The sequence below is a fragment of the Pseudomonas sp. Hz4 genome (genome assembly GCF_054898165.1).
Map to the genome: position 1 here is coordinate 5,554,568 of NZ_CM142719.1, position 19,733 is coordinate 5,574,300.

Consider the following 19,733-nt stretch of genomic DNA (forward strand, 5'->3'; position numbering starts at 1 on the left):
GCCATCGAAAACCTGTGGGAGCGAGCCGGCTCGCTCCCACAGGGGATAGCGGTGTTCTTTAGAGCAGTTTGTGCTCCATGGCGTACTTCACCAGTTCCGCCAGGGAGGTGATGTTGAGTTTCTGCATCAGCCGCGCCTTGTGGGTGCTGATGGTTTTGCTGCTCAGGGCCAGTTGCTGGGCGATGTCGTTGACGTTGGCGCCCTGGGCCAGGCGTTCGAACACCGAGAACTCGCGCTCAGACAGCAACGAGTGCAGCGGACGCGAATCGGTCAGGCCGACTTCGAAGACCATGCGGTCGGCCAGGTCCGGGTCGATGTAGCGCCCGCCCGCCGCGACCTTGCGGATCGCCGTCAGTAGCAGCGCCGGATCACTGTCCTTGGTCGCGTAGCCGGCGGCGCCGACCTTCAACGCACGGGCGGCCATTTGCGCTTCGTCATGCATCGACAACACCAGAATCGCCGGCGGATTGTTCAGCGCGCGAATCCGCGGAATCGCCTCCAGGCCGTTGACCCCGGGCATGGAGATGTCCAGCAAGACCACTTCACAGGGAACATGGCGCAAGGTCTCGAGCAACTGCTCGCCATTGCTCGCCTCCCCCACCACCAGCAAGTCCTTGGCCAAGCCGATCAACTGCTTGATGCCTTCACGGACGATGGTGTGGTCTTCAGCTACCAGTACACGGATCACTTACTTCTCCTCATCCAACGGCACTCGCACACTCAGGGTCGTGCCTTCACCCGGTTCACTTTCAAGCGAGAACTGCCCGCCCATGATCAACACTCGCTCGCGCATGCCGACCACCCCGAAGGATGTTGACCTACCGGTGGCAGGGACAAATCCTACGCCATCATCGCTGACGGTCAGGCACAACTCGTCGCCTTCCAGCACCAATGTCAGTTCGACAGTATGCGCCTGGGCGTGGCGCATGACATTGGTCAGCGCTTCCTGAAGGATTCGGAACAGGCCAATCGCCTTGGCATCACTGAGCACCGGCAGATTTTCCGGCACCTGCACCAGGCACGGAATCTGCGTGCGCGCCTCGAATCGGCGGGCCTGCCACTCGATGGCCGAGGCGATCCCGGCGTCGAGAATCGGCGGTCGCAGCGCCGTCGCCACATCCCGTACCAGTTGGAACAACTGAGCGATCAAGCGCTTCATGCTGTTCAAGCGTTCGTGCAGACCGGGGTCGAGTTGGGCATAGGACAGTTCGCACATCGACGTTTCCAGCTTCAGCACGGTGAGCATCTGACCCAGTTCGTCGTGAACTTCTCGGGCGATGCGGGCCTTTTCCTCTTCCCGCACGCTCTCCAGGTGAGCGGACAACTCGCGCAACTGCTCGCGAGAAGAGGCCAGTTCCAGTTCGATACGTTTGCTTTCGCTGATGTCCCAGACGATCCCGTCCCAGACATAGGCGCCGTCTTTGAGCCGGCGGGTTATCGCCTTGATCTCGGCCCAGCGCTGCTTGCCTGAACGGGTGAGAATCCGCCCCTGCCACGACCAGTCGCTGTCGGTATCCAGCGCATGGTCCTGGGTTTGGTGATAACTGGCCTTGTCGTCCGGGTGCACCAGGCTGCGCAGGCCTTTGTCGCGATGGGCCAGGGTGGCCGGTGAGTAACCCACCAGGCTCTCGCTGCCTTCACTGATGTAGGCAAAGTCGATCTGCCCCGTCACCGGGGCCCGCTCCAGACGAAAGACCAGTCCTGGAACGTTGGCGGCGATCCCTTGCAACCGGGCCTCGCTTTCCTGCAACGCGGCCAAGGCGCGACGGCGCTCGGTGACGTCGTTGAGGTAGACCACCAGGTATTCGCCGTCGCGAAACCGCAAAAAGCTCAGCGAAACATCCACCGGCAGATTGCTGCCATCCGCCCGCACGCAGTTGGTTTCGAAACTTTGCGGGCCTTCCTCGCTCGCCCGGGCGCGCTTCCACAGGTTCAGCCAGCGATCCATATGCAAGCCGGGCTCGAAGTCGATCAGCGGCCGATCAATGATCGCGCCCGCCGGATAACCCAGCATGGTTTCGGCCGCGCGATTGGCGTAGCGCACATGGCTGTCCCAGTTGACCCAAAGGATGCCGACGGTGCTCTGGTCGATGGAAAACTGGGTGAGACGCAAGGCTTCTTCACTGGCGGCACGCAGGGCAATGTCTTCGCGCGCTGCCCGCAAACGATTCTCAAGACTGTGCTGCTGCCGCCGCTGCCAGAACACGATGGCCATGCTGCTCAACATCAACACCGCCAACAACAGACAGAGGTTTTGCCAGAAACCCGGGGACTCGGTCAGCCGCGGGTACTTGGGTTGCAGCCATTGGTTGTGCAGTTGCTCCAGGTCCTTGGCCGGGATCGCCCGCAACGCGCTTTCGACGATGCCAGCCAGCTCCGGCCAGTCCCGGCGCGTGGCTACCCGCAACAGTTGCGGCAGGCCAATATCACCCACCACCACCAGCCCGGCGAACTCCGGTTCAGCGGACAGACGTCCCAGCTGCGCTTCGTCGACCACGGCGTAACTGGCCTGCTGACTCAATAACAGTTGCAGCGCCTGGCGTTCGACCGGTACGCCTTGAAGGTTCAGGTGCGGGTAATTGCTGCGCAGGTAATCGGCGGTGGCGCCGGGCATGCGCACGGCGACGCGGGTCTGGCTGTCGAGTTTTTCCAGCTCGACCACGCTGGTTCTTTTCTGGTCGCTGACCACCAGTTGCGGCACCCGCATATACGGGTCGGAAAACTGCCAGAGCCGCAGGCCAGCGGGGGTTTGGGTCAATCCCGGCGCGATGTCGATTTCACCTTCGCGCGCGGCGGTTTCCAGCTGCGCCAGGTCGGGAAAATTACGCCAGCTCAGCTCGACCTTGAGTGACTTGGCCAGCCATTTCATCAGCTCGACGTTAACCCCGGACAGGCGTTGCAAGCGGCGATCGTATTGGGCGTAGGGCACCTGCAACACCAGCCCCACGCGCAACTCGCCATGCTGCGCCAGCCATTGCTGCTGGTCTGCGGACAATGGCGCGACGTGCCCCGCTGGCGCGGGAGCCGCCCAGCCCATCAAGGGAAACCACAAACAGCCGATAACCCACAGGCAGCGAAAACGCATCATCGAAATCTCACACACTGACAAATACTGACCAACCCATTAGGCTGCCGGAATAACTTCTGGCCTGGAATATCCGATGCCCCCTGTTTACCGCCTGGCACTGCCAGCATTGTGCCTGTCGCTGATCCTGCCTTGCGCCTTTTCCGTCGAGGCCGCCGACACGGCACCTGCCGCGACGCAAATACCCGCCGACGCAAAACCGGTCGAGCGCCAGCCGCTGCTTGAGCGTAGTCAGGAAGAAGCGAACGCACTTGAGCGACAAATCCCTGCTCAGGAACAGCAGCAACTGCAAGCGGGCAGCGACACGTTTCTGGCCTTGTGGAAACCGGCCAATACCGCCGACCCCAAAGGCGCGGTGATTATAATCCCGGGTGCCGGCGAAAGCGTTGACTGGCCGCAAGCAATAGGTCCATTGCGACGTAAATTGCCAGACGCCGAGTGGAGCAGCCTGAGTATCACCTTGCCGGACGTGCAAAGCGATGCCATTGCACCCCGTATCGTAGAAGTGGCAACCACGCCAAAAACCCCCGACACCGGCAGCAAAGATTCGACCACCGCAGCGCCCATCGAACAAGCCGCGGGCGGTGAAGCGGAGGTGGCGGACAAGGCGATCGCCGAAACCACCGAGGAACAGGCCAACGCCGACGCCGAACGAATCTTCGCCCGCATCGACGCCGCCATTGCCTATGCCGAACAGCAAAGCGCTCGCCGCATTGTCATATTGGGTCATGGTACCGGCGCTTACTGGGCGGCACGTTATCTGAGCGAGAAGCAGCCCTCGCAAGTGGAGAAGTTTGTGATGGTCGCCGCTCAGATGCCGGCGAAAGCCAAACCAGAGCTGGCCGAACTGACACCGACCCTGAAGCTTCCCACCGCAGACATCTTCTATAGGGATAAGCCGCTGGATCGCAACGCGGCGCTGGCACGTATGCAAGCCAGCAAACGTTTGAAAGCTTCGGCATTCAGCCAGGTGTCGCTCAAGGCTTTGCCCGGTAATACCAAGGCTGAGCAAGAGCAGCTATTCCGACGGGTGCGCGGCTGGTTGAATCCGCTAGCCGATTGACCCTCGCCGCCTGGCAGGTATTACACCCCTGCCCTACTAGCGAAAATCCCGCCGCTCACGAATCAATGTGTAGGCGCTATGCAGTTCGCGAGTCTTGTCAGTGGCTTCGCGAACCTGCGACGCCGTCGCACCGCTGCCGGCAATCTTGTCCGGGTGATGACGACTCAGCAGGCGTCGATAAGCGCGTTTGATCTGCGCCGGCTCGCTGGTCGCCGACACGCCCAAAAGCCGCAGGGCATCTTGGTAGGTGACCGTGCTGCTGACCGGCGCCAGCTTGTGCTGTTCATAATCGGCCGCCAGCGCCTGCACTTGATGCCGTGTCCAGCCCAGCCATTTGCCCCACTGCGTAATCAGCGCTCGCTCAGCGCTACCGGCGCGACCATCAGCCCAGATCATCCGCCAACAGGCGCGCAAGACGCCTTCGGCCGCATGGGGTTGAGCACTCAAGCGGCGCAGGTAACCGCGCAACCGGTCATCTCCCGACTTGCCGCGATTGAACGCGGCAATTGCCCGGCGCTGGGCCGACTCGTTCATTTCCAGCGAACGCATTTCCTGACGGGCCTGCAGAATGTGGCCCTCCACCACCCGTCCATCGCATTTGGCCAGCCGTCCCAACAACACAAACAGCAGTTCGTCGTTGCGCAGCACCGAGCGACCACCGAGCTTTTCTCGCAAGTGCGCCCAGCTCTGCAATTTCAAGCGCCGATCCAGCGCCTGCCCCAATAAGGCGCCAAGCATGGCCCCCGGAATGCTGGCGATGGCATAGCCCGCTCCGGCTCCAATCAGAGTCCCTGGCCACAGCATGTCAGCGTCTCGCTTCTAACAGAGTTTCGACTTCAGCCAGACGCTCGTGAGTGCCGACATCCACCCAATGTCCGTTCAAGCGCTCGCCGGTGACTTGTCCATCGGCCATGGCCTTGCGCAACAGCGGTGCAAGCTTGAACGCGCCGGCTGAGCAACCGTCGAACAGTTGCGGGTGCAGCACCGCGATGCCGCTGTAGGTCAGGGTTGCAGTGTCTGGCTGACCGTCGTGTACTTGCCCATCTATCAGACTGAAATCCCCGGCTAGGTGATGGGCCGGGTTGTCCGCCAGCACCAAATGCGCCAGCCCGGTGATGGGTTGGTGCAACACGCTGAAGGCGTAGTCGGTCCAGATGTCACCGTTGACCACCACAAAGGCCTCGTCACCCAACAACGGCAACGCGCGGAAAATCCCGCCTCCGGTTTCCAGCGGCTCACCTTCCGGCGAGTACTGAATACGTACGCCGTATTGAGAGCCATCACCGAGGTAGTTTTCGATCAGCTGGCCAAGCCAGGCGTGGTTGATCACCACTTCGGTAAACCCCGCCACCGCCAACGCCTTCAAGTGATACTCGATCAACGGAATACCGCCCGCGCGAACCAGCGGTTTCGGTGTAGTCAGGGTCAGCGGGCGCATGCGCTCGCCTTTGCCTGCCGCCAGAATCATCGCCTTCATGCCTTCGCTCCAGCACGCAGACTGGCCAGCAACACATCCAGCTCGGCCAACTCAGAACGACGAGCGATCACTGCGTCTATATAAGCAAAGAAGCGCGGCACATCGCCGAGATAGCGCGGTTTGCCATCACGGTGGCAGATGCGGGCGAAGATGCCGATCACTTTCAGGTGACGCTGCACGCCCATCAGGTCGCTGGCACGCAGGAAATCTTCGAAGTCAGACTGAACCGGAATGCCCAAGGCGCCTGCTTGTTGCCAGTAATCTTGCAGCCAGGCGCACACGCGCTCTTCGGGCCAACTGAGGAACGCATCCTTGAACAGGCAGGTCACGTCGTAGGTCACAGGGCCATAGACTGCATCCTGGAAATCCAGCACACCGGGATTCGGTTCGCTGAGCATCAGGTTGCGTGGCATGTAATCGCGGTGCACCAGTACTTTTGGCTGGGCCAGGGCGCTGTCGATCAATAGCTCAGTCACGTTCTGCCAGAGCAGTTGCTGGGCCGAGTCGAGCTCGATACCCAATTCGCGCTTCACGTACCACTCCGGGAACAATTCCAGCTCGCGCCGCAGCAACGCCACGTCATAACTTGGCAGCGGTGCAACCATCGGCAATTGCTGAAAAGCCAGCAGTGCTTGCAGGGCATCCTTGAACAAATCGTCGGCATTTTCGCTGTCGATCACGTCCAGGTAAGTCTTGTTGCCCAGGTCATTGAGCAAAAGAAAACCACGTTTGAGGTCTTCGGCATAAATTTTCGGAACATTTATTCCGGACTTCGCCAGCAAAAAAGCGATATCCACGAAGGGTTTGCAGTTTTCCTGGGGGGGGGGCGCGTCCATAACGACGAAGCTTCTGCCCTCGCCTTCCCAGCGGAAATAACGTCGAAAACTCGCGTCGCTACTGGCCGCGATCAACGTGGCCGGGGGTACGGCACCCCAACCCTGTTCTGCAAAGAGGACAGCCAATTGCTCATCGAGCCAAACTTTCAGGTGTTGCAAACGTACATCTTGGTCAGGCATTGCAAGGGTCTCCGACGGCGCTAGCCGTCAAGCGGGGCATGCTTTATTATCCAGCATCTTTTTCAGACCATCGAGAGGCGTGCGGCCCACACCGCGGGCAGATGGCACGCAGGAAGCCCGGACTAATAAGATGGCATTGAAATCCCCCGCGTTTCGTAAAAAATTTCCGTTGTTGGTTACCGGCAGTCTGCTGGCCCTGCAACCTCTAGCCACTTCGTTCGTGGTCGCCGCGGAACAGTATGACTGCTCAGTCTCTGCTTCGGGTGCCTGGAACTGTGCGCCAAAATCTCCAGCAGCTGCGCTGCCACCGCGTCCCGTCCATGACGGCAGTGCGGCGGTAAGCGCGAGCGGCGAGACTCCGGCCGACAGCGGTTCCAGTCAAGACATCGGCGCCAAGCCTGTGCTGGTGACCGAGTCCAAGGGCCGCGGCTTGAAGTCGCGTAGCGAAGACTACAGCCACCTCGACTGGGTTCCGCGCGAGAAGCTCACTGCAGCGCAATTGGCCGAAACCGGTCCTTACTGCTCTGGTTCCTATATCGAACCGATTCGTCCTGGCATGAATGACAAGACGAATAAAAGTGACGCTCCGACCTTTCTCGGCGCCAAAGCCTCTCGCTATAAGCAGGATGAGCAGGTCGCGACCCTGGCCGGTGACGCGGTCATGCGTCAGGGCAGCATGCAGGTCGAAGCCGACGAAGCGAACCTCTACCAGGCCGAGAGCCGTGGCGAACTGAGCGGCAACGTCCGTGTTCGCGACAACGGCGCACTGATCGTGGGCGACCATGCCGACGTGCAGCTCGACACCGGTGAAGCCAAGGTCGACAACGCCGAATACGTCCTGCACAAATCCCGCATCCGCGGCAGCGCGCTGTACGCCAAGCGTGCCGAGAACGCGATCATCCGTCTCAAGGATGGTACGTACACCACGTGCGAACCGAACAGCAACGCCTGGCAGCTCAAGGGCAACAATATCACCTTGAACCCGGCCACCGGTTTCGGTACCGCGACCAACGTGACGCTGCGGGTCAAGGACATTCCGGTTCTGTACACGCCGTACATCTATTTCCCGATCGATGACCGTCGCCAGTCCGGCTTCCTGCCGCCGACCATCGGCACCGGAACCGATACCGGCTTCCTGCTGGTCACACCGTATTACTTCAACCTGGCACCGAACTACGACGCCACGTTGTACCCGCGCTACATGAGCAAGCACGGCTTGTTGATGGAAGGCGAATTCCGTTACCTGACCCCGTCCAGCGAAGGTCAGCTCGGCGCCGCGTACCTCAACGACGAAGACACCGATCGCAGTGGTCAGACCGATTACCAAAAAAATCGCTACATGTACAACTGGCAGCACAAGGGTGGTCTCGACTCGCGCGTTCTGACTCAAGTCGATTACACCAAGATCAGCGATCCGTATTACTTCCAGGATCTGCAAACCGACCAGATCGGGGTTAAAAGCTCCGATTATGTGAACCAGCAGGGTTCTGTCACCTATCGTGGCGACAGCTACACCGCTCGCGTGAACGCCCAGGCTTATCAGCTCGCAACCATTTCGAACATTACGCCGTATGACCGCTTGCCACAGATCACTTTCAATGGTCAGTTGCCGACTCACCCTGGCGGCCTGGACTTCGACTACGAGACAGAAGTCGTACGGTTTGATCGTGACTTGAAGAACGGCAACTTCGTAAATGAAGACGGCACCGTCGAGCCGCGTCTTGATAACAACGTGACGGGACTGGCACGGGCCAACGGCGACCGTTTGAATCTCAAACCGGGTGTCAGCCTGCCGCTGGACTGGACTTATGGCTACCTGAAGCCATCGCTCAAGTACCAATACACCCAGTACCAACTGGATCTGGACGGTACCGGCAAAAGTCAGATTGACGCGCAGACTGCGGAACAGCAAAAGCTCAACGGCACCTTCAGCAGCAACCAGAACCGTGGCGTGCCGATTGCAAGCATCGACAGCGGCCTGTATTTCGATCGAAACACCCAATGGTTCGGCAAGAATTATCGCCAGACCCTCGAACCGCGCCTGTTCTACCTGTACGTGCCTGAAACGGATCAGGAAGACATTCCGGTGTTCGACACCAGCGAATACACCTTCAACTACGCGTCGCTGTTCCGTGACAACCGCTTCTCCGGCTCCGACCGCGTCGGCGACGAGAACAAACTGTCGCTGGGCGTCACCAACCGCTGGATCGAAGACAATGGCTTCGAACGCCAACGCATCAGCGTCGGCCAGGCCGTGTACTTCAAGGATCGTGAAGTTCAGTTGCCGGGTATTGATGCAAAAACCCGCCAGGATGCGCAGGCTAATGTCTCGCCCTATGCACTGGAATACGAATATCGCTGGAACCGCGATTGGCGCACCACGGCCGATTACAACTGGGATCCGGACAGCCGCAGCCCGCGCTCGGGCAGCGCGATGTTCCACTACCAGCCTGAAGACAACCCGAACAAGGTCATCAACGCTGGCTATCGCTATCGCAATGATCAGGTCCGTTACGACCAGAACACCGGTAGGTGGCAAGTGGGCGGTGGTGACTACGGCACCCCGGGCACTCCTGGCTATGTGAAGGACTACTACAAGATTCAGCAGCACGATTTCTCGGTGATCTGGCCGATCGTGCCGCAATGGAACGCCATCAGCCGCTGGCAGTATGACTACAACCGCAACCGTACCCTGGAAGCCTTCGGTGGCTTCGAGTACGACAACTGCTGCTGGAAACTGCGCCTGATCAACCGTTACTGGGTTTCGTATGACGAGTTCAGTCAGAACGCCCCGGAAAACGAAAAAGGCGACCACGGCATTTTCCTACAAATTGTTCTGAAGGGACTCGGCGGCCTCACCGGCGCCAAAGTAGAGAGCTTCCTCGACAAAGGCATCCAAGGTTATCGTGAACGTGAAGACCAAGCTTTCTGATTGTCTGCGCCCGCTGATGCTGGGCGCGCTGTTCCTGGGTACCGCGGCGAACGCCGCGGTGCAGTCCATCGATAAAGTGGTGGCCATTGTCGACAACGACGTGGTCATGCAGAGCCAACTGGACCAACGCGTCCATGAAGTTCAGCAAACCATCGCCAAGCGCGGTTCAGCCGTGCCGCCGGCCGGCGTGCTGGACCAGCAGGTGCTTGAGCGCCTGATCGTCGAAAACCTGCAGCTGCAGATCGGCGAACGTTCCGGCATCCGCATTACCGATGAAGAACTGAACCAGGCTGTCGGCACCATTGCCCAGCGCAACAACATGTCCGTGGATCAATTCCGCGCCGCCCTGACTCGCGATGGTCTGTCTTATGAAGACGCCCGCGACCAGATTCGCCGCGAGATGGTCATCAGCCGTGTGCGTCAGCGCCGTGTGGCCGAGCGCATCCAGGTTTCCGAACAGGAAGTGAAGAACTTCCTCGCTTCCGACCTTGGCAAAATGCAGTTGTCCGAAGAGTTTCGTCTGGCCAACATCCTGATTCCTACGCCGGAAAGTGCTAACTCCGACGCCATTCAAAATGCCGCCAAACAAGCCGACACGGTTTACCAGCAGCTCAAGCAAGGCGCTGACTTCGGCCAGTTGGCAATCGCCAAATCCGCCAGCGAAACCGCACTGGAAGGTGGCGACATGGGCTGGCGTAAAGCCGGTCAACTGCCACCTCCGTTCGATCGCATGCTGAGCACCATGGCTGTCGGCGACATTACCCAGCCAATGCGCACGCCGGGCGGCTTCATCATCCTGAAGATCCTCGACAAGCGTGGCGGCGAGACCCAGGTGCGTGACGAAGTGCACGTGCGTCATATCCTGGTCAAACCGAGCCCGATCCGCGACGAGGCTAAAACCAAGGCTTTGGCTGAGTCGCTCTATACCCGAATCGAAGCGGGCGAAAATTTCGGCGAGCTGGCGAAAAGCTTCTCGGAAGATCCGGGTTCCGCCCTCAACGGTGGCGACCTGAACTGGATCGACCCGAATGCATTGGTGCCTGAATTCCGCGAAGTGATGGCCAAGACCCCGCAAGGTCAGCTGTCCAAGCCGTTCCAGACCCAATATGGCTGGCACGTTCTGGAAGTCCTTGGCCGTCGCGCCACTGACAGCACCACCCAGGCCCGTGAGCAGCAAGCGATGACCGTACTGCGTAACCGCAAATACGACGAAGAGCTGCAAACCTGGCTGCGTCAGATCCGTGACGAAGCGTACGTAGAGATCAAACTCCCTGGTGCAGACCAGGCAGCGCAGTGAAACCCAAACGTTTCGCGCTGACACCCGGCGAGCCGGCCGGCATAGGTCCTGACCTGTGCCTGCTGCTCGCCTCGCAAGCCCAGCCACATCCCCTGATTGCCATTACCAGCCGCGACCTGCTCTTTGAGCGGGCCGCGCAGCTGGGCGTGGTTGTCGATTTGCTGCCGGTAACCCCGGACAGCTGGCCGGATGTACCCGCGCCAGCCAACAGCCTGTATGTCTGGGATACACCGCTCAACGCCAAGGTCACCGCCGGGCAACTGGACAAGGCCAACGCGGCTTTCGTCCTGGAAACCCTGACTCGCGCTGGCCAAGGCTGCCTGGACGGGCATTTTGCCGGCATGATCACGGCCCCTGTGCACAAGGGCGTGATCAATGACTCCGGGATCGCCTTTTCCGGGCACACAGAATTTCTTGCCGACCTGACCCATACCGCACAAGTGGTGATGATGCTCGCCACTCGCGGATTGCGCGTGGCGCTGGTCACCACTCACCTGCCTCTTCGCGAGATTGCCGATGCGATCACGCCGGAGCGACTGGAACGGGTCACGCGAATTCTGCACACCGATCTACAAGAAAAATTCGGCATCGCCCAGCCGCGCATCCTGGTGTGTGGGCTCAACCCTCATGCCGGCGAAGGCGGACACCTGGGCCATGAAGAAATCGACATTATCGAACCTACATTAGAGCGCCTGCGTGGCGAAGGAATGGACCTTCGCGGCCCCCTGCCCGCCGACACTCTGTTTACCCCCAAATATCTGGAGCACTGCGACGCGGTGCTGGCGATGTACCACGACCAGGGCCTGCCGGTGCTGAAGTACAAAGGCTTCGGCGCGGCAGTCAACGTGACCCTCGGCTTGCCGATCATCCGCACATCGGTGGACCACGGCACTGCCCTGGACCTGGCCGGCAGCGGCAAAATCGACACCGGCAGCCTGCAAGTCGCCCTGGAAACCGCTTACCAGATGGCCGAGACCCGTTTATGACCGAGCATTACCAACACAAGGCGCGCAAACGCTTTGGCCAGAACTTCCTGCACGATGCCGGCGTTATCGACCGCATCCTGCGCGCCATCCGCGCCAAACCCGAAGACCGCCTGCTGGAAATCGGCCCGGGCCAGGGCGCGCTGACTCAAGGTTTGCTCAACAGCGGCGCGCAGTTGGACGTGGTGGAGCTGGACAAGGACCTGATCCCGATCCTCAACCAGCAGTTCGCCGGCAAGGATAACTTCAACCTGCACCAGGGCGACGCGCTGAAGTTCGACTTCAACAGCCTGAATGCCGCGCCGAACAGCCTGCGTGTGGTCGGTAACCTGCCGTACAACATCTCCACGCCACTGATTTTCCACCTGCTGAACAACGCCGGCATCATTCGCGACATGCACTTCATGCTGCAAAAGGAAGTGGTCGAGCGTCTGGCGGCAGGCCCTGGTGGCGGTGACTGGGGTCGCTTGTCGATCATGGTTCAGTACCACTGCCGGGTCGAGCATCTGTTCAACGTCGGCCCGGGCGCGTTCAATCCGCCGCCGAAAGTCGATTCGGCCATCGTGCGCCTGGTACCCCACGCGGTATTGCCGCACCCGGCCAAGGATCACAAGCTGCTCGAACGCGTCGTGCGCGAAGCCTTTAACCAGCGCCGCAAGACCCTGCGCAACACCCTCAAATTGCTGTTGAGCAACGATGAAATCGAAGCCGCCGGCGTCGATGGCAGCTTGCGCCCCGAACAACTCGATCTAGCCGCCTTCGTGCGCCTGGCCGACAAGCTCAGCGAACAAGTCCTACAAAAGCCTGCTGATATCTGACAGGCCTGAAGCGTTATCGGGTAGGACACCAGCGCCCATGTCTGGTTTACTACCCGATACTTGGCCTAGACTGAGTTCCATCAGCTACGCCCCGCGTTCCGCTTCGATTTTAAGGCCTCTTGCATGTCCGATCCTCGTTATCAGGTCGACGTCAGCGTCGTCACCCGCTATCTGGCAGAACAATCGCAACCCGAGCAAAACCGTTTTGCCTTCGCCTACACCATCACCGTGCACAACAATGGCGAGCTACCGGCCAAACTGTTGTCGCGGCACTGGGTGATCACCGACGGTGACGGGCATGTCGAAGAAGTTCGCGGCGCGGGCGTTGTTGGCCAGCAGCCGTTGATCGACGCGGGCGAAAGCCACACCTACAGCAGCGGCACCGTCATGACCTCCAAGGTCGGCACGATGCAGGGCACTTATGAGATGGTTGCCGACGACGGCAAACACTTCGACGCCATCATTGCCCCATTCCGTCTGGCGGTGCCCGGAGCCCTGCACTGATGGCAACGTACGCCGTCGGCGATCTGCAAGGCTGCCTTCAAGCACTGCAGTGCCTGCTCAAGCAAGTCGCCTTCGACCCGACACGGGATCGTCTGTGGCTGGTAGGTGACCTGGTCAACCGTGGCCCGCAGTCCCTGGAAACCTTGCGTTTCCTCTATAACATCCGCGAATCGCTGATGTGCGTGCTCGGCAACCATGACCTGCACTTGCTGGCCGCCGGGCAAAACATCGAGCGCCTGAAGAAGGCCGACACCCTGCTCGAGATTCTCGGAGCACCCGATTGCGCGGAACTGCTGGAGTGGCTGCGTCAGCAAAAACTCATGCACTACGACGAACAGCGCAACGTTGCTCTGGTCCATGCCGGCATACCGCCCCAGTGGTCGCTGCGCAAGGCCTTGAAATGCGCCGCCGAAGTCGAGACTGCACTGCGCGACGACAACCTGTTCCCGGCCTACCTCGATGGCATGTACGGCAACGATCCGGCGAAATGGGACAACGACCTCAAAGGCGTGACACGCCTGCGGGTGATTACCAACTATTTCACCCGCATGCGGTTTTGTACCGCCGAGGGCAGGCTTGACCTCAAAAGCAAGGAAGGTCTCGACAATGCGCCACCGGGTTACAAACCCTGGTTCCAGCACAAGGAACGCAAGACCAAGGGCCTGAAGATCATCTTCGGCCACTGGGCCGCGCTAGAAGGCCAGTGCAACGAACCCGGTATCTCGGCCCTCGATACCGGCTGTGTCTGGGGTGGCGCCCTGACCCTGATGAATGTCGACAGCGGTGAACGGCTGTCTTGCAAATGCGACGAGCACGGCCTTGCCCTGCCGCCAGTCGCCCCACTTAGACCCGAACCATCGTCAGCCAGCGCCCCGCGCTAGACTGCGCTTTCAGCCGAGCCACAGGAGCCCGCCATGAGCGAATTCAAACGTATCCCCCCGCAACAGGCCCAAGCTCTGCGCGAACAAGGCGCAGTGGTGGTCGATGTCCGCGATCCTGCGACCTTTGCCGCGCTGCACATCGCCGGCTCGAAGCATCTGGACAATGTTTCCATCTCGGATTTCATTCGTGCCGCCGACCTCGACGCGCCGACCGTGGTTGTCTGCTATCACGGCAATTCCAGCCAGAGCGCCGCTGCGTACCTGATCAGCCAGGGCTTCTCCGACGTCTACAGCATGGATGGCGGTTTTGAGCTGTGGCGTACGACTTATCCTTCGGAAACGGCGCAAGGCACTTCCGAATAATTTTTTTGTAACGCGCAAGCCCCGGCCCCTGTGGGCTCGCGCGGTGGCAGACGAACGGTCTGCCACAACTAATTACGTATCTCGCCTTTACCTGCCGAATTCCCAACTATCCTTAAGCGCAGGCCATCCAAAACAGGGGAGAGCCGGTACACCGGCGCGCGGGTCATCGGGAGTAGCTTTCGGGGTAGTCAGCTCCGAAAGAGTTCTGGGGGGTAAACAGCGACTGCATATCCAGTGGCTGCCAGCATCGACTGAATGATCCGGCGTCGGCTCCACGTATCGAGCGAGGTGACGTCATGAGTATCTTTAGCCACTTCCAACAACGCTTCGAGTCCACACGCCAGGAAGAACTCTCGCTGCAAGAGTATCTTGAACTGTGCAAAAGCGACCGTAGCGCCTACGCTTCCGCCGCCGAGCGTCTGTTGCTGGCCATCGGTGAACCGGAACTTCTCGACACCTCGGCCAACTCGAGACTGTCGCGAATCTTTTCCAACAAGGTGATCCGCCGCTATCCGGCCTTTGAAGACTTCCACGGGATGGAAGAATGCATTGACCAGATCGTGTCGTATTTTCGCCATGCTGCTCAGGGCCTGGAAGAGAAGAAACAGATTCTCTATTTGCTCGGCCCTGTGGGTGGCGGTAAATCGTCCCTGGCCGAAAAGCTGAAACAGCTTATCGAGAAGGTGCCTTTCTACGCGATCAAAGGCTCGCCGGTATTCGAATCGCCTCTGGGTCTGTTCAACGCCACTGAAGATGGCGCGATCCTCGAGGAGGACTTCGGCATTCCACGGCGCTACCTCAACACCATCATGTCGCCATGGGCTACCAAGCGCCTGGCCGAATTTGGCGGCGACATCAGCCAGTTCCGCGTGGTGAAACTGTATCCGTCGATCCTTAACCAGATTGCCGTAGCCAAAACCGAGCCGGGAGATGAAAACAACCAGGACATCTCGGCACTGGTGGGCAAGGTCGATATCCGCAAACTCGAAGAATTCCCGCAGAACGACGCCGACGCCTACAGCTACTCTGGCGCACTGTGCCGGGCCAACCAGGGCCTGATGGAGTTCGTCGAAATGTTCAAGGCACCGATCAAGGTGCTGCACCCACTGCTGACCGCCACCCAGGAAGGCAACTACAACAGTACCGAAGGTCTGGGGGCGATTCCGTTTACCGGGATCCTGCTGGCCCACTCCAACGAATCGGAATGGCACACCTTCCGCAACAACAAGAACAACGAAGCCTTCATCGACCGGATCTACATCGTCAAAGTGCCGTACTGCCTACGGGTCAGCGACGAAGTGAAGATCTACGACAAGCTCTTGTTCAACAGCTCCCTGGCCAAGGCTCACTGCGCGCCTGACACCCTGAAAATGCTCGCCCAGTTCACCGTACTCTCGCGCCTCAAGGAGCCGGAAAACTCCAACATCTACTCCAAGATGCGTGTGTATGACGGCGAGAACCTCAAGGACACCGACCCGAAGGCCAAGTCGATCCAGGAATACCGCGACAACGCCGGTGTCGACGAAGGCATGAACGGCCTGTCGACCCGTTTCGCGTTCAAGATTCTGTCGAAAGTGTTCAACTTCGATCCGCACGAAATCGCCGCCAACCCGGTGCATTTGCTCTACGTGCTGGAACAACAGATCGAGCAGGAACAATTCCAGGCCGAAACCCGCGAACGCTATTTGCGCTTTCTCAAAGAATACCTGGCACCGCGTTATATCGAATTCATCGGCAAGGAAATCCAGACTGCCTATCTCGAATCTTATAGCGAGTATGGCCAGAACATCTTCGATCGCTATGTGCTGTACGCCGACTTCTGGATCCAGGACCAGGAATACCGCGACCCGGAAACCGGCGAAATCCTCAACCGCGTAGCGCTGAACGAAGAACTGGAGAAAATCGAAAAACCGGCCGGCATCAGCAATCCGAAGGATTTCCGCAACGAAATCGTCAACTTCGTACTGCGCGCCCGGGCCAATAACAACGGCAAGAACCCGACCTGGCTCAGCTACGAAAAACTGCGGGTGGTCATCGAGAAGAAAATGTTCTCCAACACCGAGGACCTCCTGCCAGTCATCAGCTTCAACGCCAAGGCCAGCAAAGAGGACCAGCAGAAACACAACGACTTCGTCACACGGATGGTCGAGCGGGGCTACACCGACAAACAGGTACGGCTGCTGTCCGAGTGGTACTTGCGGGTCAGAAAATCACAATAACCCGTTGCCGGTCAGACCGGTTGTCGTCAGCCAGAGGCCTGTGTTCGCATTTTCTGTTACACAGACCTCTGGAAGGTGTTCGAAAGTCGGTAGCGAGGTTCAGTCAGCGTCCAAGAGCGCTTGGGGGAGCGTGAACATCCCTTGGCACGGTCGATGCTGCATAACCGCTCGCCCCTTTCAGGACAGCTTCTAAGGAGCAGTCATGAGCTATGTGATCGACCGACGTCTCAATGGCAAGAACAAGAGCACGGTGAACCGTCAGCGGTTTCTGCGGCGTTACCGTGATCACATCAAAAAGGCTGTCGAAGAGGCGGTCAGCCGGCGCTCCATTACCGATATGGAGCACGGCGAACAGATCAGCATCCCCGGCCGCGACATTGACGAGCCGGTGCTTCACCACGGTCGCGGTGGCAAGCAGACCGTCGTGCACCCGGGTAACAAGGAATTCACCAGCGGCGAGCACATTGCCCGCCCGCCTGGAGGTGGCGGTGGCAGAGGCCCCGGCAAGGCCGGCAACTCGGGCGAAGGGATGGACGAATTCGTCTTCCAGATCACCCAGGAGGAATTCCTTGAATTCATGTTCGAGGACCTTGAGCTTCCGAATCTGGTCAAGCGCAACCTGACCGGCACCGACACCTTCAAGACCGTTCGTGCCGGGATCAGTAACGAGGGCAATCCGTCACGGATCAACATCATCCGCACCTTGCGCTCGGCCCATGCACGGCGAATTGCTCTGTCGGGCAGCAGCCGGGCGAAATTGCGCGAAGCCAAAGACGAACTGCTGCGACTCAAGCGGGATGAGCCTGACAACTTCGGCGATATTCAAGAAACCGAAGCAGAAATCGAAAAACTCAGTGCGCGCATTCATCGCGTACCGTTCCTCGATACTTTCGATCTCAAGTACAACCTGCTCATCAAGCAACCCAACCCCAGTTCCAAGGCAGTCATGTTCTGCCTGATGGACGTGTCCGGCTCCATGACCCAGGCGACGAAGGATATCGCCAAGCGCTTCTTTATCCTGTTGTACCTGTTTCTCAAGCGTAACTACGACAAGATCGACGTCGTATTCATCCGCCACCACACCAGTGCCCGGGAAGTGGATGAAGAGGAGTTTTTCTACTCCCGCGAAACCGGCGGCACCATCGTTTCCAGCGCCTTGAAACTGATGCAGGAGATCATGGCCGAACGCTATCCGACAAACGAGTGGAACATCTATGCCGCCCAGGCCTCTGACGGCGATAACTGGAACGACGACTCGCCGATCTGCCGCGACATTCTGATCAACCAGATCATGCCGTTCGTGCAGTACTACACTTACGTTGAGATCACCCCGCGTGAGCACCAGGCCCTGTGGTTCGAGTACGAACGCATCGCGGAAGCCTTCTCTGACAATTTCGCCCAGCAACAATTGGTCTCGGCCGGGGATATCTATCCGGTCTTCCGTGAACTCTTCCAGCGCAGGTTAGTGACATGACCGCCAAAGAGCAGAAGCGCCAACCCATTTCCACCGGCTCCGAATGGACGTTCGAGCTGATTCAGGCGTACGACAAAGAAATCAGTCGCCTGGCGGCTCGTTATGCCCTGGATACCTACCCCAACCAGATCGAAGTGATCACTGCCGAGCAGATGATGGACGCTTATGCCTCCGTCGGCATGCCGCTGGGTTATCACCATTGGTCCTACGGCAAACACTTCCTCAGCACCGAGAAGTCCTACAGCCGTGGGCAGATGGGGCTGGCCTACGAGATCGTGATCAACTCTGACCCGTGCATCGCCTATTTGATGGAAGAAAACACCATCTGCATGCAGGCGTTGGTCGTCGCCCATGCCTGCTACGGGCATAACAGCTTTTTCAAAGGCAACTACCTGTTCCGCACTTGGACTGACGCCAGTTCGATCATCGATTACCTGGTCTTCGCCAAGCAGTACATCATGCAGTGCGAAGAGCGCCACGGCATCGACGCGGTCGAGGACCTGCTCGATTCCTGCCACGCCCTGATGAACTACGGGGTCGACCGCTACAAACGCCCGTACCCGATTTCCGCCGAAGAAGAACGCCGTCGGCAAAAGGATCGGGAAGAGCATTTGCAGAAACAGATCAACGATTTGTGGCGGACCATTCCAAAAGGTGCGGACAAGTACAGCGACAAGGACAACGCGCGCTTCCCCGCCGAACCTCAGGAAAACATCCTTTACTTCATCGAAAAACACGCACCGCTGCTGGAGCCATGGCAGCGGGAAATCGTGCGGATCGTGCGCAAGATCGCCCAATACTTTTATCCACAGCGTCAGACCCAGGTGATGAACGAAGGGTGGGCCACGTTCTGGCATTACACGCTGATGAACGACTTGTACGACGAAGGCCTGGTAACCGACGGCTTCATGATGGAGTTTCTGACGTCCCACACCAGCGTGGTCTATCAACCCGGCTTCGACAGCCCCTACTACAACGGCATCAACCCCTACACCCTGGGTTTTGCCATGTACCGGGACATCCGGCGCATGTGTGAAAAGCCTACCGAAGAGGACTACCGCTGGTTCCCTGAAATTGCCGGCACTGATTGGCTGTCGAGCATCAAGTTCGCCATGAGCAGCTTCAAGGATGAAAGCTTCATCCTGCAGTACTTGTCACCCCAGGTGATCCGCGACCTGAAATTGTTCAGCATTCTCGATGACGACCAGAAGGACGATTTGCTGGTCCCCGCCATTCACGATGAACCCGGCTACCGGTTCATCCGTGAAACCCTGGCGGCGCAGTACAACCTGGGTAATCGTGAACCCAACGTGCAGATCTACAGCATCGACCGGCGCGGCGACCGCTCTCTTACCCTGCGTCACCAGCAACATGACCGCAAACCGCTGGGCGAGTCCACCGAGGAAGTGCTCAAACACCTGCACCGCCTCTGGGGCTTCGACATTCACCTGGAAACCCTGCAAGGGGATCAGGTCATGAAAACCCAGCATGTTCCGCCCAGAGGTGAACACAGCGAGGGGGATTACGGCCGGCTGGACCTGGCTGTCATCCATCTTTGATCCTGTTTCTGCCTCCGGAAGTTCGACGCAACGGTTATTCTGTCGAGCTAACGGAGGGTTCT

The 19,733-nt window shown here is 59.2% G+C and carries 16 protein-coding genes; 11 read left to right on the forward strand and 5 right to left on the reverse strand.

Features of this window, described 5'->3' with window-relative positions:
* Window positions 1-58 precede the first annotated feature (58 nt).
* Together ACYZTR_RS25690 and ACYZTR_RS25695 are read right to left on the reverse strand one after the other, a co-directional pair.
* Window positions 59-688 carry a response regulator gene (locus ACYZTR_RS25690; RefSeq protein ID WP_003210977.1) on the reverse strand — a complete coding sequence of 210 codons (630 nt, stop codon included), beginning with the start codon at window positions 686-688 and terminating at the stop codon, window positions 59-61.
* Window positions 689-3,088 carry a PAS domain-containing sensor histidine kinase gene (locus ACYZTR_RS25695; RefSeq protein ID WP_461974855.1) on the reverse strand — a complete coding sequence of 800 codons (2,400 nt, stop codon included), beginning with the start codon at window positions 3,086-3,088 and terminating at the stop codon, window positions 689-691.
* A 73-nt stretch (window positions 3,089-3,161) separates the two neighbouring features.
* On the opposite strand from ACYZTR_RS25695, the gene ACYZTR_RS25700 reads away from it, so the two are divergent.
* The gene (locus tag ACYZTR_RS25700) at window positions 3,162-4,148 is read left to right on the forward strand and encodes an alpha/beta hydrolase family protein (RefSeq protein WP_461974857.1); all 987 of its coding nucleotides are present in this window, start codon (window positions 3,162-3,164) and stop codon (window positions 4,146-4,148) included.
* 36 nt (window positions 4,149-4,184) lie between these two features.
* Here the strand turns inward: ACYZTR_RS25700 and ACYZTR_RS25705 are convergent, their stop codons facing one another.
* From ACYZTR_RS25705 to ACYZTR_RS25715, 3 genes are read right to left on the reverse strand one after another with little or no spacing between them, the layout of a single operon-like run.
* Window positions 4,185-4,952, reverse strand: coding sequence for a DnaJ domain-containing protein (locus ACYZTR_RS25705; RefSeq protein WP_461974859.1), 768 nt, complete (start codon window positions 4,950-4,952; stop codon window positions 4,185-4,187).
* Between the two features lies 1 nt (window position 4,953).
* On the reverse strand, window positions 4,954-5,625 hold the full coding sequence (gene murU / locus ACYZTR_RS25710; RefSeq protein WP_461974861.1) for an N-acetylmuramate alpha-1-phosphate uridylyltransferase MurU: 672 nt from the start codon (window positions 5,623-5,625) through the stop codon (window positions 4,954-4,956).
* Window positions 5,622-6,641, reverse strand: coding sequence for an aminoglycoside phosphotransferase family protein (locus tag ACYZTR_RS25715; protein WP_461974863.1), 1,020 nt, complete (start codon window positions 6,639-6,641; stop codon window positions 5,622-5,624). The genes murU and ACYZTR_RS25715 overlap by 4 nt, the downstream gene beginning before the upstream one ends.
* A gap of 130 nt (window positions 6,642-6,771) precedes the next feature.
* On the opposite strand from ACYZTR_RS25715, the gene ACYZTR_RS25720 reads away from it, so the two are divergent.
* The 10 genes from ACYZTR_RS25720 to ACYZTR_RS25765 all read left to right on the forward strand — a co-directional run bounded on the left by ACYZTR_RS25720 (window position 6,772) and on the right by ACYZTR_RS25765 (window position 19,671).
* The gene (locus tag ACYZTR_RS25720) at window positions 6,772-9,573 is read left to right on the forward strand and encodes an LPS-assembly protein LptD (RefSeq protein ID WP_461974865.1); all 2,802 of its coding nucleotides are present in this window, start codon (window positions 6,772-6,774) and stop codon (window positions 9,571-9,573) included.
* On the forward strand, window positions 9,554-10,870 hold the full coding sequence (gene surA, locus ACYZTR_RS25725; RefSeq protein WP_461974867.1) for a peptidylprolyl isomerase SurA: 1,317 nt from the start codon (window positions 9,554-9,556) through the stop codon (window positions 10,868-10,870). The genes ACYZTR_RS25720 and surA overlap by 20 nt, the downstream gene beginning before the upstream one ends.
* Window positions 10,867-11,856 carry a 4-hydroxythreonine-4-phosphate dehydrogenase PdxA gene (pdxA, locus tag ACYZTR_RS25730; protein ID WP_449645254.1) on the forward strand — a complete coding sequence of 330 codons (990 nt, stop codon included), beginning with the start codon at window positions 10,867-10,869 and terminating at the stop codon, window positions 11,854-11,856. The genes surA and pdxA overlap by 4 nt, the downstream gene beginning before the upstream one ends.
* A complete protein-coding gene (rsmA, locus tag ACYZTR_RS25735) occupies window positions 11,853-12,671 on the forward strand; it encodes a 16S rRNA (adenine(1518)-N(6)/adenine(1519)-N(6))-dimethyltransferase RsmA (protein WP_449645255.1) in 819 nt (272 codons plus the stop codon). The genes pdxA and rsmA overlap by 4 nt, the downstream gene beginning before the upstream one ends.
* A gap of 123 nt (window positions 12,672-12,794) precedes the next feature.
* The gene (apaG, locus tag ACYZTR_RS25740; RefSeq protein ID WP_123368659.1) at window positions 12,795-13,175 is read left to right on the forward strand and encodes a Co2+/Mg2+ efflux protein ApaG; all 381 of its coding nucleotides are present in this window, start codon (window positions 12,795-12,797) and stop codon (window positions 13,173-13,175) included.
* Window positions 13,175-14,056 (forward strand): symmetrical bis(5'-nucleosyl)-tetraphosphatase, encoded by an 882-nt coding sequence (locus tag ACYZTR_RS25745; protein WP_461974869.1) that lies wholly within the window; start codon window positions 13,175-13,177, stop codon window positions 14,054-14,056. The genes apaG and ACYZTR_RS25745 overlap by 1 nt, the downstream gene beginning before the upstream one ends.
* A gap of 33 nt (window positions 14,057-14,089) precedes the next feature.
* Window positions 14,090-14,419, forward strand: a complete 330-nt coding sequence (gene glpE, locus ACYZTR_RS25750) for a thiosulfate sulfurtransferase GlpE (protein ID WP_461974871.1) — start codon at window positions 14,090-14,092, stop codon at window positions 14,417-14,419.
* A 296-nt stretch (window positions 14,420-14,715) separates the two neighbouring features.
* On the forward strand, window positions 14,716-16,638 hold the full coding sequence (locus tag ACYZTR_RS25755) for a PrkA family serine protein kinase (RefSeq protein WP_033056218.1): 1,923 nt from the start codon (window positions 14,716-14,718) through the stop codon (window positions 16,636-16,638).
* 202 nt (window positions 16,639-16,840) lie between these two features.
* On the forward strand, window positions 16,841-18,112 hold the full coding sequence (locus ACYZTR_RS25760; protein WP_461974873.1) for a YeaH/YhbH family protein: 1,272 nt from the start codon (window positions 16,841-16,843) through the stop codon (window positions 18,110-18,112).
* Window positions 18,109-19,671, forward strand: a complete 1,563-nt coding sequence (locus tag ACYZTR_RS25765) for a SpoVR family protein (RefSeq protein WP_449645257.1) — start codon at window positions 18,109-18,111, stop codon at window positions 19,669-19,671. Before ACYZTR_RS25760 ends, ACYZTR_RS25765 begins: the two co-directional genes overlap by 4 nt.
* Window positions 19,672-19,733 lie beyond the last annotated feature (62 nt).